Here is a 15,457-nt window from a genome sequence, read left to right on the forward strand (position 1 = left end):
GCTTGCCGGCCTCTTTCCGCCTTTCTTGTCATGAGGGCGGGATGAATGCCCGGCCTGCCTCACTTGAAAATGGCGGGATTTCCATAACGGAAGTCCCGCCATTTTTTGCTTCTCTCGGTTCTGTCTCAGTCGCCGGGTTTCGCTTGAGCGGGAGCAAATGAGCGGTGTTGAAGACAGGATCGGGATCAGGCCCTGCGTCTCCCCTCCCTCATGGCGAGGATGAAGACGGTGGCGAAGATGAGGACTGCGCCGAGACTCTCGACGGGCGTGAAGGAGGTGCCGAGCAGCACGACGGAGAGAATCACGGCCGTGAGGGGCTCGGAGGCGCCGAGGATGGTGGTGACGGCGGGCGGGACGTAGTCGAGGCTCTTCAGATAGCAGACGAAGGCGAGCGCGGTGCCCACGACGATGATGTAGAGGTAGCCCGCGAGGGTCTCCCAAGTCCAGACGGCGTCGATTTCCGTAGGCGGATAGACGAAGAGCGCGCCGATGCCCGCAAAGAGCATGCCGAAGCCCACGACGGCGTTGACGCCGAGTTTCTTGACGGCATTGCCCGGCTGCAGCGTGCAGAAGGCGCCGCAGGCGGCGGAGGCAAGCCCCCAGAGGACGCCCGAATATGAGAAGTTGACGACGCTCAGGTCGCCCTTTGTGATGATGAGTACGACGCCTGTGGCGGCAAGGCAGAAGGCGGCGAGCTCGAGGATCGAGACGGGCTTGCGGGTCGTGGCGGCGATCCAGCCTATCACGAAGAGCGGACCCGTGATGACCATGATGGCCGCCGTGGCGGCGCCCGCATCACGGATCGCAAGGAAGAACGTGAACTGCGTCGCCAGCACGCCGAGGCCGTAGATCACGACGTCACGCAGCAGAACCATGTCGGAGAAGAGCTTCGAGACCCTGCCCCTTTCGGTGAGGAGCGTCATGAGCGTGAGGAGCACGCCCGCGCCGAAGACGCGAAGCGCCACGAGGTCCTGGGCGGTGAAGCCGCCGTCCGTCATCATGACCTGAGCAGCCACCCCCATGGAGCCCCAGCCGAAGCCTGCGGCGATGGCAAGAAGAAAGCCCGTGAGCATGCGGCGTACTGAGGTCATTTGTCTTGTCTTTTCCTTGGAGTGCGTGTGAGAAGGCGGTCCGTCCGGACCAAGGCGGCATTGTACAGCGTCGCGATGCACCGCCGCTCGAAACGCCCCGTCCATCGTCATCCTCAAGCCTGCGGGCGGTAAAGACGGCGGCCTGCGCTTGCCTCCCGTCAAGAAATCCTCCAAAAGACGCTGGAGCGTTGTTCATCATCGAAATGGCGCGCGTACACGAAGAACGGCACCGTGATCCGCATCGAAACCGACAACACCGTGAAGGACGGCTGCAGGGTGCGTCAGTCGCGCGCCTGCCTCAAGGGCCGCGACATGCGCGAGCGCCTCTACAGTCCCGATCGACTGAAGTATCCGGTAAACAACTCTCGACTAAAGTCGAAAGCTTTATTGTCACCTGCTAAAGCAGGCTCAACATAGGGCTTGTTTACACCAGCCCCTGGGTTATCAGCAGACAACCCAGACGTTGCAGATTCCGACCTCCATTGAGGTCGCTGTGCGCTCTGTAACCACAGTTCTTGCAAACAAATCGGTGCTTCTGCCGTGTTCCGATGGCATTGCAATGCGGACAGGTTTGCGACGTATAGCGAGGGTCAACGAAGATCACTTCGATACCCGCTCTACAAGCTTTGTCCACTATCTTCTGCTGAAGCTCCCTGAAGGGCCAGCGGTGCAGGCGTGCGCGAACCTTCTGCCCGGCCTTGATTCGCTCGCGGATGTCCGTAAGATCTTCAAGAACGATCAGGCGAATATTGCGTTCTGCCACATCTTCAATAATGGACTTGCTGATTTCGTCGTTGATTTGTTCCACATGTCGTTTCTCTCGGCCGGAAGCCTTTCGAAGTGCCTGTCTGGCGCTTCTGGAGCCATTGCGCTGGAAACGAGCCCGACTGCTCAGGTATTTGTCACGGTCGTCCTTCATCTTCCCGGCTTTGAAGATTCGGCCGGTAGACAGTGCGGCGGCGTTGTTTTCGCCAACATCAACGCCCATGACTTGATTCAAAGACAAGTTGTCGAGAGATACTTCCTCGAGTTTCTTCTCTATGGCAATGTGCAGCTCCCATCTGGAAGGCGTGCCTTTGATGCCGCACTTCCAAACGAGGTTGCATTCGCCAAGCCTGTAAATCCGATTCTCCTTCGACGTTCCGGCAAGCTCTTCAGCCAGAAAACCGGCCAATTGGCTCAGCTGAAACTTTCCCGGACGAAGACGAACGCCGACACGCCCATTCACCGTATAGACCGACGCCTCGGTGTAGTTGTTGAAGAAGCGAATGGTGTTCTTGTCCAGGTGAACAACAGGATTCCTGAAGCTGATGCTCGGAAGCACCATCTTCTTATCCTTCGAGAAGTTCGGATGGTTGCTGATCCACGACTGGTACATGCTCGACACCGAACGCATGACGTTGCAGGCGAGCTGTGCACCAAGAACGGACATTTTGGTTCGAACCATCGGATAAGCAGCCTTGTGCAGGTTGTACCGTTGCCAGAGCCGTTTTTTCCTATCTGTATCGGACACGACGATTGGGACGAGCAAATTGCAGGCCTGCCCGTAGAGACGACGGGTCTGATGCATCTTTTCGGAAGCATCGGCATCGACCTCCAAGGCAATGCAGACGGTACGCACGTCGACTTTGCGTCGAACGAGCTTACCTGCGCCCTTTGATATGTTCAGTCCTTTCAATGTAATGCCTGATGGTTTCCGCACTGACATTGCCAGCCGTACCTACGTAATAGGACGGAGACCACAAATGCCCGCCGTAAAGCTGATCCTTCAACGCCGGGAAAGCCACAAACAGCTTCCGGGCCGTCGAACCCTTCAAAATCTTTACGGCATCGGCTACAGCCTGTGACGGAGGGATGGTTACGAACAAATGGATATGGTCAGGTTGGATTTCCTAGGTCAGAATCGGCCACTCGCGCTCAATGCAGATCGCGGTGATGGCAAGACGCAAAGCCTTGGCTATTTCACCTTTAAGTATCCGTTTGCGGTACTTCGGACACCATATCACATGGTATGCCATCTGGTAAACGCAATTTCGGTTGTATACTATTTCCACCATATCCTTAATTTTATCACGTGGTAGTGTGAAAGGCATGGGCCGCAATTCCTCACCTGACTGAAGTCAGATGTTTCCTTGCGGCATTTCTATGAAGCGCGTGGGCGAGCGCGGCGAAGGCCGATTCGAGCGCATCTCCTGGGACGAGGCCCTCAAGACCGTCGCCGACAAGCTTCGCGAGACCGTCGAGAAGTATGGCAACGAATCGCTCTATTGGCAGTACTGCTCGGGCCAGCAGTCGCTCGTCAACTCCCGCCGAGCCTGGTGGCGCCTGCTCAATCTCTGCGGCGGTTATCTGAAGTATTACGGTTCCTATTCGACTGCTCAGATCTCGGCCGCCTTCCCGATGACCTACGGCGCGAGCCCGTCCTCTGACATCTCGGAAATCGCCAATGCGAAGCTCTACGTGACCTTCGGCCACAATCCCGCCGTCACGCGCGGCTCCGGACACGGAAAGTCCTGGCAGATGACCTGCACGCGCGAAGCCGAGGGCGGCAGGAAGCCGAAGATGATCGTGATCGATCCGATCTACAGCGACACGGCCGTCGCGCATGCCGACGAATGGATCCCGATCCGTCCCGGCACCGACGCGGCGCTCGTGGAGGCGATTGCCCACGAGCTCATCGTTCACGACCGTGTGGACCACGCGTTCCTCGCCCAATATTGCGTGGGCTACGATGAAGGCACCCTGCCCGCTTCCGCACCCAAGGGCTCGGACTACAAGAGCCACATTCTCGGCAGAGGGCCCGACGGCATCGAGAAGACGCCCGAATGGGCCTCCCGCATCACGGGCGTCCCCGTCGAGACGATCGTGAGGCTCGCCGAGGAGATCGGTACGACGAAGCCCGTCTTCTTCTCACAGGGCTGGGGCCCGCAGCGGCAGGCCAACGGCGAACAGACGAGCCGTGCCATTGCGATGCTTCCGATCCTCACGGGCAACGTCGGCCTTCCCGGCACGAGCACCGGCCAGCAGGAAGGCAACACGGCCGTGCCCGCAGTCTATCTGCCGGTCGGCACCAATCCCGTCAAGGCGACGATTCCGTGCTTCCTCTGGACCGATGCCATCGTGCGCGGCAGGGAGATGGATGACGTCCACGACGGCCTGCGCGGCGTGAAGACGCTCGGCCACGACATCAAGATGATCGTCAATTCGGGCGGCAACACGCTCATCAACCAGCACAGCGATTCGAACAGGACGGACGAAATCCTGCGCGACACCTCGAAGTGCGAGTTCATCGTCGTCTGCGACAACATGATGACCCCGTCGGCCCGCTACGCCGACATTCTCCTGCCGGACACGCTCGGACCCGAAGCGGACGACGTCACGGCCTCAGGCGGCTCCAACGGCGACTCCGCCGCCATCCTGCCGCTTCACAAGGCGGTCGAACCGCAGTGGGAGCAGCGCCCGACCTGGGAGATCTGCCGCGGCATCGCAAGGCATCTCGGCAAGGAAGAGGCCTTTACCGAAGGAAAGACCCAGCTCGAGTGGATCGAATGGTGCTACAACGAAACGCGCCGCAAGATCCCGTCGCTTCCCGACTTCGCGACCTTCTGGAAGACGGGGCCCGCTCACATCCATGATCTTCCCAACGCGGGCATCGCGCTCAAGGCGTTCCGCAAGGACCCGAAGGCCAATCCTCTCAAAACTCCGTCGGGCAGGATCGAGATCTACTCCGAGCGCCTTGCGAACATCGCGAAGAACTGGGTGCTTCCCAAGGGCGACGTCATTTCGCCGATTCCGATGTTCGTGCGCACCTGGGAGATGCCGGGCGACGCACTGCAGAAGAAGTATCCGCTCCAATGCTACGGTTATCACGGCCACGGCCGCATTCACTCGACCTTCCACAACCTGCCCGCACTTCGCGAGCAGTTCCCCGACGAGGTGCTCGTCAACGTGCTCGATGCAGATGCTCGCGGCATCCGTTCGGGCGACCGCGTGCGCGTCTTCAATGACCGCGGTGCGGTCGAACTTGTGGCGAAGGTGACGCCGCGCATCATTCCGGGCGTCGTCTCGATTCCGCAGGGCGCGTGGTACAGGCCCGTGATGAAAGACGGCCGAAGGGTCGACGTTGGCGGCAACATCAATACGCTCACGTCGCTTCGCCCGAGCCCGCTCGCCAAGGGCAATCCGCAGCACACCAACCTCGTCGAGGTCGTCAAGGCTTGAGCAAAAGGAGATAGAACATGACAAAGCAATACGGTTTCGTCGTCGACGTCTCGCGCTGCACGGGCTGCAGGACCTGCGCCGTTGCATGCAAGGACGCGCACAATCTGCCCGTCGGCCTCAATCTGCGCCGCGTGCTCGAAGAAGCTTCGGGCAGCTGGCGTCAGGACCGCATGACGGGCGCCTGGCATCAGGACGTCCGCGCCTGGTACGTCTCGATCGCCTGCAACCACTGCGAGAACCCGGCATGCGTCAAGGTCTGCCCGACCAAGGCGCACTACAAGCGCGCCGAGGACGGCCTCGTCGTCATCGACCGCGACAAGTGCATCGGCTGCGGCATGTGCGCGCAGGCCTGCCCCTACGGTGCGCCTCAGCTCGATGAAAAGGCCCGCAAGATGATGAAGTGCGACGGCTGCCTCGATCGTCTCGAAAAGGGCGGCGCGCCCATCTGCGTCGAAGCCTGTCCGCAGCGCGCGATAAGCTTCGGCGAGATCTCCGAACTCAGAAGGACGTTCGGTACGCTCGCCGTGACGCCTCCCCTGCCCGATCCCGCACAGACCCGTCCCGCACTCGTGATCGTTCCGTCGCCCAAGGCGAAATGATCCCGATGCGCAGGGGCTGAGACGGATCCCGGCGTCCCTTGAAGAAGAACGGCCCGCTTCTCACATTCGAGAGGCGGGCCGTCTTTTCGTGGATCCTTTGAGGCATGCGGGACCGGAGGGACACGTCTTCAGAGCTGTTCTCCGGGCATGAGCACGGGCTTCAGGCGCTTGATGAGCAAGCCCACGGCAAAGGCGGAGACGAGCGTGCCCGCGCCGATTCCGTAAAGATTTCCGAGAAAGACGAGGCCGACCGCGGCGGCCGCGATGACGCAGCCCACGTCGTTGGCGATCTTGATGATCGGGAACGCACGTCCCGTCACGATCGAGGCGGCAAGCACGGCGCCGTCGATCGGCTGGAGGATGAGGCTCGAGCGAAGCTGCAGAAGAATGCCCGCCGCGATGACGACGTTCGCCAGGAGCGAGGCGCTCCAGCACGCAACGGCCCCCTCGACGGGGACGCGGGAGAGAACCGCCATCCAGGCGTCGATCATCGCGCTGAAGAGAAGGACCGATGGGAGCTGCAGCCACTGGCGGCGCTCGAACCTTGAGCCGAGCATCGCGATCTGCGAGAGGAAGAACGCAATGTTGATGATGAAGGTGGACGTCCCGAGCGTGACGCCCATCACGGCCGAGAGCGTAAGCGGCAGCGTGCTGATGGGCGTGGTGCCGAGATCTGCCCGCGTGATGAGCGCGATGCCGAGCGTGTGCACGGCCATGCCCGTGAGAAGCAGAAGGATTTGTGCAAGCAGATTTTTCCCGGAATCGGTCCCGTTCGGGCGCTCAATGGGGGTTGTCATGCGATGGCTCAATGTCTCTAGGTTGTTTGCCGTATGGGACTATCCCGTGTTGGCGTCTTACCGCCTCGAAGGGGCGGGCGTTGGGGCGCAAGCCGTTGTACACTTGCGGCATCCATGCATTCTAGTGAGTCAGATCGATGCCAGACCACATTCAGCCGCTCGCCGTCATTACAGGCGCCTCGAGCGGCATCGGCCGGGAGCTCGCGAAGCTCGCAGCCCAGAAGGGCTACCGGCTTCTTCTCATCGCCCGCAACATGCGCGCTCTTGAAGTGCTGAGCCGCGACCTGAGGACCGAAACCCACCTGCTCGCGCTCGACCTGACGGCGGCGGGTGCGGTCGACCAGATCTCGAGCTGGCTCTCGGATCGGCAGATCGTGCCGGAGATCTTCATCAACAACGCGGGCTTCGGTGCCTTCGGTCCTGCGTCCGACATGGACGAGGCGATGTTGAAGAAGATGATCAGGCTCAACGTCATGGCGCTCACTAGCCTCTCGCTTCGCATGGCGCGCCGCATGAAGCGCGAGGGCCGCGGCAGGATCATGAACGTGGCCTCCACGGCCGCCTTTCAGCCCTGCCCCTACCTCGGCGTCTACGGCGCCACCAAGAGCTACGTGCTCTCCTTCACCGAGTCGCTCGCAGAGGAGCTCAAGGGCTCGGGCGTCACCGTCACCGCCTTCTGTCCCGGCCCCACGCGCACGCAGTTCGGTGTGACCGCGGGCCTCTCGCAGGAAAGCCCCTTCGATCGCCTCTCCGCCGACCCCGAACGCGTGGCCGAAACGGGCTTCAAGGGCATGATGGCGGGCCGCGTCGTCGTACTCGACGGCGCAGCCAACCGCTTCGGCGCCTTCATGACTCGATTTCTTCCCCGCTGCCTCGTGCGCAGGATCGCGGGCGGAATGCTCGCTAAGTTAAAATAACAGCGCCGAAACGGTCGAACGCTTCAGAAAGACCCCGACGGCTTTCGAAGGCGGAATGAACAAAGGGACCCATGTCCATCAGGATTCGGGTCCCTTCCTTTTTGCGGGCTGCGGCCTTGTCAGGCGGTCTTGATGCCGGCTTCCTTCTGTAGGCGTTCGGCGCGGGCCCTGCGGCGGCGCATTCGCAGGCAGTTGCCTGCATAGAAGGCGGCGCTCGTGAAGATCATCATGTAGGCGAGAAGTTCGGTGGATTCTTCTGAGAGGGTCTTCACCGAATAAAGGCCCGAGCAGGCCTCGCCCGCATAGGCGAGCCAGAGCGTCTGCATGCCGTAGAGGCGCGAGTAGACGAGCAGGATCGCTACGCCCGCGCACATGATCGGAAAGGCGCGGTGGCCGATGAAGTGGGCAAGTCCCGGAATGACGGTGCCGAGCCCCGCGGCCTTCACGGCCCAGACGACACCGCAGAGCCAGACGAGCTCGCAGTAGACCCAGGCGTGGCCGATCCAACCGTCGAGCTCCCGGATGAAGAGCGCGACGAGAAAGCCGCCGACGAGCCACAGCCCGCCCGAGAGTTCCTTCTCAAGCGACGCGGTCCTGAGCGTGAAGATCGCCGCCGAAAGGAGCAGCGCTTCCTGGCCCAGCTCGATCAGACTCTCGACGGGGACGCTTACCCTGAGGTTCAGGACGTAGAGGCCGTAGGCGGACGCGCTCAGCAACGCACAGAAAAGAAACTGACCGATCCCAAGCAGGATCGTGCGGATTTCGGACTTCATGAGGGCGGGATTTGATTCTTGGGTCTTGCTCGGGTTAACCCGAGTTTTTGGGAAACCGTCCATTCTACCTGGCGGCGCGAAAACGTCAATACCCGTTCGCTCATTCCCGCTCTCCCCGTCTGCAAAGTTTTCTCGCCCAGCGGGAGCCCTGCTTTCGACTGCTGCACGGGCGGACTGAAAATGCCCTGTGGATGAGGAACGTAGGGGTGAAAAAAGCCCCGCTCGGGGCGGGGCTTTGCCGGAGGCCGGGAACACGGGGAGCCGCGGCGGGATTTCGGGCAGGTGTTGTTTTCACGCAACTTTTCCCGCAGCGATGGGGATGATCCTGCGGCCTTCGAGGGTCTTGGTACGCAGGCCCTCGGGTACGGCCTCGTCGGGGCGGCCGTTGCGGCGCAGCCACCTGCGGGAGCTTCCGCTCATGTTCCAGCCGACGCTGCGGCCGATAGGGCGCAGACGGTTTTCGAGGCAGGAGGCGCACTGGGTGGGCTCGTCGTCAAGGCAGGGCTTGTTGTCGTAGAGCTGGTAGCCCTCGCGGTACTGCTGTGGCGAGAGGTTGGGCATCACGACGTTGGCGCCGTAGGAGACGCCGAGCTCGCGGCCGTCGTCGCGGATGGCCTGAAGGGCCGTGGCGGCGGCGATGTTGACGGGGCCGAGCACGAGGCGCGTGACGGCGATCATGTTGAGGGCAAGCTGAAGGAGCGCCTTGGGCTCCATCTGGCCGTATTCCTGAAGCTCCCCGCCCTCGCTCATGAGGTAGGGGCCCATGCCGATCATGTCGACGTCGAACTGCTGGAAGGTGCGGATGTCGCGGCAGAGGTCCTCGAGCGACTGGCCGGGAATGCCGATCATGACGCCCGTGCCCACCTGATAGCCCGCCTCGCGAAGGTCGCGAAGCATGCGGAAGCGGTTCTGAAGCTCCTTCTCATGGTCGCCGCGGGCGCCGTGAAGGACCTTGAAGAGCTCGGGGTTCGAGGTCTCGAATCTGGCGAGGTACCTGAGATTCGAGGGATTGCCCGAGGCCTTTGCGAGACGGCGGTAGGTCTCGATCGTCTGCTCGCCGAGCGAGAGCGTCACGCCCACGCCGTCGGGGAGCTTCTCCGAGACCGTGGCCTCGTGGATCGCCTCAAGGCACGATTCGACGAAGGCGATGTACTTCTCGTCGCGGCGCTCGCCCGACTGAAGGCAGATCGAGCCGTAGCCCTGATCGGCGGCCCATTTCGCGGCCGCGACGATCTCCTCCTTCGACATCGTGTAGCGCTCGACGTCGTGGTTCTCGCGACGAATGCCGCAGTAGCGGCAGCTCGCCGTGCAGATGTTCGAAAACTCGATGAGGCCGCGGTAGTACACGAAGCTGCCCATCAGCTCCGTCGTCCTGTCGTAGGCGGTCTTGCGCAGGAGCTCGCACTCCTCGGGATCCGTGAGGCCGAGAAGATGAACGATGTCGGCGTCCGACAGTTCTTCATGGGAGAGGATTTCACGCGTCTGCTCGATGGACATTGGGGTTGCTCCTAGTATGAGAGGCACATTATGCACGATCGGGACGGCTGGCGAAATACTCCCGATGGAGGGGGCGGCGCGTGCGCCGCACACTGAAAGTGCAAAAGCCCCGAGCGCGGAGCGGACGGGGCTTCGAATGAGGCGGGGCTGATGGATCAGCGGCGCTTGAGGTAGCAGCAGTTCTTCGGGAGCTTGCCGCGGACGTCCTGCACGAGGCGGCCGTCGTCGGAGACCTTGAGCACCATGTAGGGGCCGGTCTTGGCGTCGACGAGGGTCATGACGCCTTCCTTCACCGTGACGGTGCCGGCGGACTGGGCGGCGCCGTTGACGTCGGTCTGGAAGAGCACGAAGCAGCCGTACTTGTCGATGCTCAGATTCGTCTTCGTGGGATTGCCCTCGGCCGTGCAGAGGCGGCCGCGCCACTGGCCCTCAAGCTCGACCACCTCGGGAGGCGGCGCGGCGAAGGCGGTGGAAAGCGTAAGGGCGGCTGCAAGCGCGGCGGCGGTGCGCAGGATGGACATCTTCTTTTTCTTCCTCTTCAATTGGGTTGGTCTTGCCTGGAGGCGCCGGACGCGGATGTCCGGGAGGCACTGCCTCCATCATTCAATCGATTATGCACGCCTTCGATTATCCGACGCTGAAGCCCCGTCGTCCAAAGACGAACCCGCCGGCCCGTGAGGACCGGCGGGGTGTTTCCGGCGAGCGTCAAGGGATTACAGTCCCCTCAGGCGCCTTACCAGACCCGGCGTGCGCTGATGGTGTAGCGGTAGTTTTCACGGATGTCTCCGCCCGCGATCTTTTCAAGGTCAGCCCAGACGAAGGCGTTGGGTGCGAGCTTGAAGTTCGCGCCGACGGCGTACTCGCTCCAACCGCCGTCAAGTTCGGTGCGGAAGGACTCGACCCTGCCCGCGTCGGCGACGGCATGGTATTCGTCCTCGCCCATCATCTCCCAGGCGCCCGAAACACGGGCGTAGAAGGTGCTCTTCTCGTTCGGGAACTCAAGGCCCGCGCGCACGCCCACGCGTCCGATCAGGCTCTGATAGTCGTCCTGGTGAACCGTGAAGCTGCGGCCCGCACGGAAGTCGTCGCCTTCGACCCAGGCCCAGGTGAGCGCGGCCTGAGGTTCGACGAAGAGACGCTCGGCGGGCTTGAAAGCGGCGCGAGCAAAAGAAAACGTCTGGGGGACATGCGTTTCTGACGCTATTGTATTTCTTTTTCGCCACGCTCGCGCTGAGGCTGACGTCATGTGTTTCCGTTGCAATTGCGGCATGTCGGCCATGAATCATCTCCATCATCACTGGCAATTGGGGACGTCGGTCGCACAGGCTTTGTGGGCCGAAAAACCGAATTCGGGATTTTCCGTACAATAGAGCCTTCGGTCTCTGCCTGACGGAGGCCGTCCTTCCATCCTCAAGGACTACAAATGAATCCCACTCCCCCGCAAGCTGCAGGAAGCCTCAACCGCTTCCTCAACGCCATTGAGGCGGCAGGCAACAAGCTGCCGCACATCACGATGCTCTTCATTTGGGCCTCGTGATCACGCTCGTGATCTCGCTCGCGCTCTCCTACGTCTCGTTCGACTACAGGCATCCGTCCACGGGTGCCGTGATCGCCGTGACGAACATGCTCGCCCCCGCGAACCTGCTTGAACTGGTCGTAAATTCCGTGAAGAACTTCATGGGCTTCCCGCCGCTGGGCATCACGCTCGTGGCGACGCTCGGCATCGGCATCGCCGAGGGATCGGGCTTCATCCACACGCTTCTCAGGAAGCTGATGAGCTACATCCCGCGCGCCGCGCTCACGCCGGCCGTCGTGATCGTCTCGATCCTCTGCCATGTGGCGAGCGACTCGGTGTACGTGATCCTCATGCCGCTTGCAGCCCTGATGTTCTATTGTGCGGGCCGTCATCCGCTCGCGGGCGTGGCCTGCTCGTTCGCCGGTCTCTCGGGCGGCTTCACGGCCTCCTACACGCCGTCCGTGATCGACCCCGTCATGCAGTCCTTCACCCAGGCCGCCGCCCAGACGCTCGATGCGTCCTACTCGGTGAACGTGCTCTGCAACTACTTCTTCGCGCTCGGCGGCACCTTCTTCGTGATCGCCGCCTGCTGGTACGTGACCGACAAGATCGTCGAGCCGCGCCTCTGGGCCACGATGCCGCTCGACAAGGGCCTCGAGAACGATCCCGACCTCAGGATCACGCCCGTGAGCGCCCTTGAGAACAGCGCCTACCGCAAGGCCTGCACGGTCTTCCTCGGCCTCGCCGCCCTGCTCTTCGTGCTCTGCTGGCCCGAAGGCTCCATGCTGCGCGCGCCCGACGGCTCCCTCACGAGCCCGAAGGCCCCCGTCATGCAGGCCATCGTTCCGCTCATCTTCATCTTCTTCTCGCTCCCCGGCATCGTCTACGGCTACGCCGCAGGCACCTTCAAGTCCTCGTCCGACGTGATCAAGTCGATGGAAGAGGTCATGAAGATGCTGCTCGGCTTCATGGTGTTCGCCTTCTTCGCCGCCCAGTTCCTCTACGTCTTCGGCAAGTCTGGCATCGGCACGCTGCTCGCCATCTCGGGCGCCGAGTTCCTCAAGGACCTCGGAATGCCGTCGGCGGGCTCGCTGCTGGGCATCATCATCTTCACCGGCATGCTCAACCTTCTCATCACCTCGGCGACCTCCAAGTGGGCGATCCTTTCGACCATCTTCGTCCCGATGCTGATGATGCTCGGCATCTCGCCTGAGCTCACCCAGGCCGCCTTCCGCGTGTCCGACTCGGCCGTGAACGTCTGCACCCCGATGTTCCCGTTCTATCCGCTCCTCATCATGTACTGCCAGAAGTACTGCAAGCAGGCGGGCGTCGGCACTCTGAGCTCGATGATGATCCCCTACACCCTCGCGCTCCTCGTCGCGCTTACCTTCGTGCTCTACGCCTTCTGGGGCATCGGCATCCCGATCGGCTTCGATTCGGGCTACGTCTACCCGCCCGTGAAGTAAGAGGCGCACCGCGCCCTGCCCGCACCCCGTCGAGGACGCCTCCCTTTCGGCTCCCGGCGGGGTTTCTCATGCAAAACCGATTTTTCTGCAATCCAAGAAAAAAGGACCGTCGTCATGACAGACATCCACCTTCCCTATGTCGACGAACTCAGAGACAACTTCCTGCGCTACGTCGCCGTCTCCTCCGAGAGCGACCCGAAGGCCGGCCGCGTGCCGAGCTCCGAGGGCCAGCGCGAGCTCGCGAAGCTTCTCGCCCGCGAACTTGAGGCGCTCGGGCTCGTCGAGATCGAACTGAACGAACACGCCATCCTGACGGCGCTTCTGCCCGCCAACGTCGAGGGCGCTCCCGCCGTGGGCTGGGTCGCGCATCTCGACACGGTGCCCGTGAGCCTCTCGCCCGACGTGAAGGCGCAGGTGATTCACTACGAAGGCGGGGACGTTCTCCTCAATGCCCAAAAGGACATTTGGGTGCGTCTCGAGGAGCATCCGGAACTTGCCGCATATGCGGGTCAGGACATCGTCTTTACGGACGGCACGAGCGTGCTCGGTGCCGACAACAAGGCGGCCGTTGCGAACGTGATGACGATGCTCGCCGTCGTGACGAGGGAAAACCGTCCGCACGGCGACATCCGCGTCGCCTTCGTGCCCGATGAAGAGATCGGTCTTTGCGGCTCCAAGCTCCTTGACCTCAAGAAGTTCAAGGTCGACTTCGCCTACACGATCGACTGCTGCGCGCTTGGCGAAATCGTCTGGGAGACCTTCAACGCCTGCTCGGTCTCGATCCGCATCAAGGGCGTGACGGCGCATCCGATGAGCGCCAAGGGCGTGCTTGTCAATCCGCTCCTCGTTGCGACCGACCTCATCAACAGGTTCGACCGCCTGCAGACGCCCGAGCAGACCGAGGGCAAGGAAGGCTACTGGTGGTTCACCGACTGCGAAGCCAACGCTGCCGAGTGCCGCCTCACGATGAACATCCGCGACTTCGACCGCAGCCGCTACGATTCCCGCAAGGCCTTCGTGCTTGAGGCGGTCGAGGCCGTGCGCGCACAGCATCCGCGCGCCGTCATCGAGGCCGAACTCGTCGACGTCTACTCCAACATCGCCGACAGCCTCGGCGACGACCGCTCGCCGGTGGAGCTCCTCTACAAGGCTGCCGACAACCTCGGCATCACCACCAACACTATCGCCATGCGCGGCGGCACGGACGGCTCCGCCCTCTCCGCCAAGGGCCTCGTCACGCCCAACTACTTCACGGGCGCGTGCAACTTCCACAGCTATGCCGAGTTCCTCCCGCTCCCGAGCCTGCACAAGTCGCTCGAGATGACGCTCGAACTCGTTAGGCTTACGGCAGGGAAATAAGACCCTGACGGGAATTTAACGGAGGAAAAGGTCCTTTCGCCGGCGGCGGGAGGGCCTTTTTTGTCCGGCGGCGATGTATGCTGTTGGGATCATTGAAAAAACAGACAAACCCATCTTCAAGACAAAAGACAAAGGAGACACCATGCCGCATTGCGCATCCAAGGTCGTGATTCTCGCCACGGGCGGCACCATCGTCAGTTCGGGCGCGTCCGCCACGCAGATGACGGGCTACAGCATTCAGGGGCTCGGCGTCGAGGACCTGCTCTCGGCCGTTCCGATGCTGGCCGACGTGGCCGACGTCGAGGCCGCCCGGGTCTCGAACATCGACTCGAGCTCGATGACTTCGGAGCTCTGGTTGAAGCTCGCGAACGCGGTCGAGGAGGCTCTTCGCCGCGAGGACGTCTCGGGTGTCGTGATTACGCACGGCACCGACACCATGGAGGAGACCGCGTTCTTCCTCAATCTGGTGGTGAAGAGCGAAAAGCCCGTCGTGCTCACGGGCGCGATGCGTCCCGCCACGGCCCTTTCGGCCGAGGGGCCCCTCAACCTTCTCAACGCCGTTCGCATCGCGTCCGATCCGAAGGCTGCGGGCCGGGGCGTGCTCATCGCGCTCAACGACGTGATCGTCTCCGCGCGTGACGCCACGAAGACCCATCCCACCAATGTCGCCACCTTCAGGGGGCCGGATCTTGGCATGCTCGGCATGATCGCGGGCACGCACATCGAGTGGATCGCGAGGTCCGAAAAGGCCCATGGGGCCGCCACGCCCTTCACGCTTGAGGCGCTCGAAGCCCGGGTTGCGGCCGACGGCGCCCTGCCCCGCGTCGACATCGTGTATTCGCACGTCGACGACGACGGCGTGATGGTTCGTTCGGCCATGGCTGCAGGCGCCCGTGCAATCGTGCATGCGGGGACCGGCAACGGCTCGATTCACGAGAAGGCGGAAGGCGCCCTCATGGAGGCTGCCGCTCACGGCGTACTCGTCGTGCGCGCTTCGAGAACCCCGAGCGGCATGACCGTCGAGGGACTCGCCAAGTGGCAGGATGCGGGCTTCGTGCCTGCAGGGACGCTCAACCCGCAGAAGGCCCGTGTGCTCGCGCAGCTCTCGCTCGCCTGCGGCGTCGATCCCGCCCTCGCCTTCAGGACGTTCTGAAAGCCTTGAGGTGGAAACAGGGCCCTGACGGGTCCTGAATGCCAAAAGCAAACGGCCCCGCTCATCCT

Annotated in this window: 14 protein-coding genes and 1 pseudogene; 7 read left to right on the plus strand and 8 right to left on the minus strand. The window is 62.3% G+C overall.

What is annotated here, in order from left to right:
- Positions 1 to 185: 185 nt before the first annotated feature.
- The gene (locus HMPREF9465_RS06940) at positions 186 to 1,091 is read right to left on the minus strand and encodes a DMT family transporter (protein ID WP_051009039.1); all 906 of its coding nucleotides are present in this window, start codon (positions 1,089 to 1,091) and stop codon (positions 186 to 188) included.
- Positions 1,092 to 1,322: 231 nt separating this feature from the next.
- On the opposite strand from HMPREF9465_RS06940, the gene HMPREF9465_RS13225 reads away from it, so the two are divergent.
- Positions 1,323 to 1,508, plus strand: coding sequence for a hypothetical protein (locus HMPREF9465_RS13225; protein ID WP_147645264.1), 186 nt, complete (start codon positions 1,323 to 1,325; stop codon positions 1,506 to 1,508).
- Positions 1,509 to 1,515: 7 nt separating this feature from the next.
- On the opposite strand, the gene HMPREF9465_RS06945 is transcribed toward HMPREF9465_RS13225, so the two are convergent.
- Together HMPREF9465_RS06945 and tnpA are read right to left on the minus strand one after the other, a co-directional pair.
- Positions 1,516 to 2,712 (minus strand): RNA-guided endonuclease InsQ/TnpB family protein, encoded by a 1,197-nt coding sequence (locus HMPREF9465_RS06945; RefSeq protein WP_231289364.1) that lies wholly within the window; start codon positions 2,710 to 2,712, stop codon positions 1,516 to 1,518.
- 22 nt (positions 2,713 to 2,734) lie between these two features.
- Positions 2,735 to 3,184 (minus strand): annotated as a pseudogene (gene tnpA / locus HMPREF9465_RS06950) (IS200/IS605 family transposase).
- A 52-nt stretch (positions 3,185 to 3,236) separates the two neighbouring features.
- On the opposite strand from tnpA, the gene HMPREF9465_RS06955 reads away from it, so the two are divergent.
- Positions 3,237 to 5,312 carry a DMSO/selenate family reductase complex A subunit gene (locus tag HMPREF9465_RS06955; RefSeq protein WP_005435431.1) on the plus strand — a complete coding sequence of 692 codons (2,076 nt, stop codon included), beginning with the start codon at positions 3,237 to 3,239 and terminating at the stop codon, positions 5,310 to 5,312.
- Positions 5,313 to 5,329: 17 nt separating this feature from the next.
- Positions 5,330 to 5,911 carry a DMSO/selenate family reductase complex B subunit gene (locus HMPREF9465_RS06960; protein WP_005435433.1) on the plus strand — a complete coding sequence of 194 codons (582 nt, stop codon included), beginning with the start codon at positions 5,330 to 5,332 and terminating at the stop codon, positions 5,909 to 5,911.
- 128 nt (positions 5,912 to 6,039) lie between these two features.
- On the opposite strand, the gene HMPREF9465_RS06965 is transcribed toward HMPREF9465_RS06960, so the two are convergent.
- The gene (locus HMPREF9465_RS06965) at positions 6,040 to 6,708 is read right to left on the minus strand and encodes a YczE/YyaS/YitT family protein (RefSeq protein WP_005435442.1); all 669 of its coding nucleotides are present in this window, start codon (positions 6,706 to 6,708) and stop codon (positions 6,040 to 6,042) included.
- A gap of 137 nt (positions 6,709 to 6,845) precedes the next feature.
- Between HMPREF9465_RS06965 and HMPREF9465_RS06970 the strand changes: the two genes are divergently transcribed.
- Positions 6,846 to 7,625 (plus strand): SDR family NAD(P)-dependent oxidoreductase, encoded by a 780-nt coding sequence (locus tag HMPREF9465_RS06970; protein ID WP_005435443.1) that lies wholly within the window; start codon positions 6,846 to 6,848, stop codon positions 7,623 to 7,625.
- 119 nt (positions 7,626 to 7,744) lie between these two features.
- Here HMPREF9465_RS06970 and HMPREF9465_RS12400 read toward each other — a convergent pair whose 3' ends face one another.
- From HMPREF9465_RS12400 to HMPREF9465_RS06995, 4 genes are all read right to left on the minus strand, one after another.
- Entirely contained in the window at positions 7,745 to 8,398 is a 654-nt protein-coding gene (locus HMPREF9465_RS12400; protein ID WP_005435444.1) for a hypothetical protein, read from the minus strand.
- Between the two features lie 291 nt (positions 8,399 to 8,689).
- Positions 8,690 to 9,895 (minus strand): [FeFe] hydrogenase H-cluster radical SAM maturase HydE, encoded by a 1,206-nt coding sequence (hydE, locus tag HMPREF9465_RS06985; RefSeq protein WP_005435445.1) that lies wholly within the window; start codon positions 9,893 to 9,895, stop codon positions 8,690 to 8,692.
- Positions 9,896 to 10,050: 155 nt separating this feature from the next.
- Positions 10,051 to 10,437: a hypothetical protein gene (locus HMPREF9465_RS06990; RefSeq protein ID WP_038006940.1), complete on the minus strand. Its 387-nt coding sequence runs from the start codon at positions 10,435 to 10,437 to the stop codon at positions 10,051 to 10,053.
- A gap of 191 nt (positions 10,438 to 10,628) precedes the next feature.
- Positions 10,629 to 11,141: an autotransporter domain-containing protein gene (locus tag HMPREF9465_RS06995; RefSeq protein ID WP_038006943.1), complete on the minus strand. Its 513-nt coding sequence runs from the start codon at positions 11,139 to 11,141 to the stop codon at positions 10,629 to 10,631.
- A gap of 287 nt (positions 11,142 to 11,428) precedes the next feature.
- Here HMPREF9465_RS06995 and HMPREF9465_RS07000 point away from each other — a divergent pair, with 287 nt between their 5' ends.
- The 3 genes from HMPREF9465_RS07000 to HMPREF9465_RS07010 all read left to right on the plus strand — a co-directional run bounded on the left by HMPREF9465_RS07000 (position 11,429) and on the right by HMPREF9465_RS07010 (position 15,389).
- Entirely contained in the window at positions 11,429 to 12,877 is a 1,449-nt protein-coding gene (locus HMPREF9465_RS07000) for an AbgT family transporter (RefSeq protein ID WP_005435449.1), read from the plus strand.
- Positions 12,878 to 12,991: 114 nt separating this feature from the next.
- Positions 12,992 to 14,236, plus strand: a complete 1,245-nt coding sequence (pepT, locus tag HMPREF9465_RS07005) for a peptidase T (protein WP_005435450.1) — start codon at positions 12,992 to 12,994, stop codon at positions 14,234 to 14,236.
- 142 nt (positions 14,237 to 14,378) lie between these two features.
- Positions 14,379 to 15,389 carry an asparaginase gene (locus HMPREF9465_RS07010; protein ID WP_005435451.1) on the plus strand — a complete coding sequence of 337 codons (1,011 nt, stop codon included), beginning with the start codon at positions 14,379 to 14,381 and terminating at the stop codon, positions 15,387 to 15,389.
- Positions 15,390 to 15,457 lie beyond the last annotated feature (68 nt).

Source organism: Sutterella wadsworthensis 2_1_59BFAA (assembly GCF_000297775.1).
GTDB classification, from domain to species: domain Bacteria; phylum Pseudomonadota; class Gammaproteobacteria; order Burkholderiales; family Burkholderiaceae_F; genus Sutterella; species Sutterella wadsworthensis_A.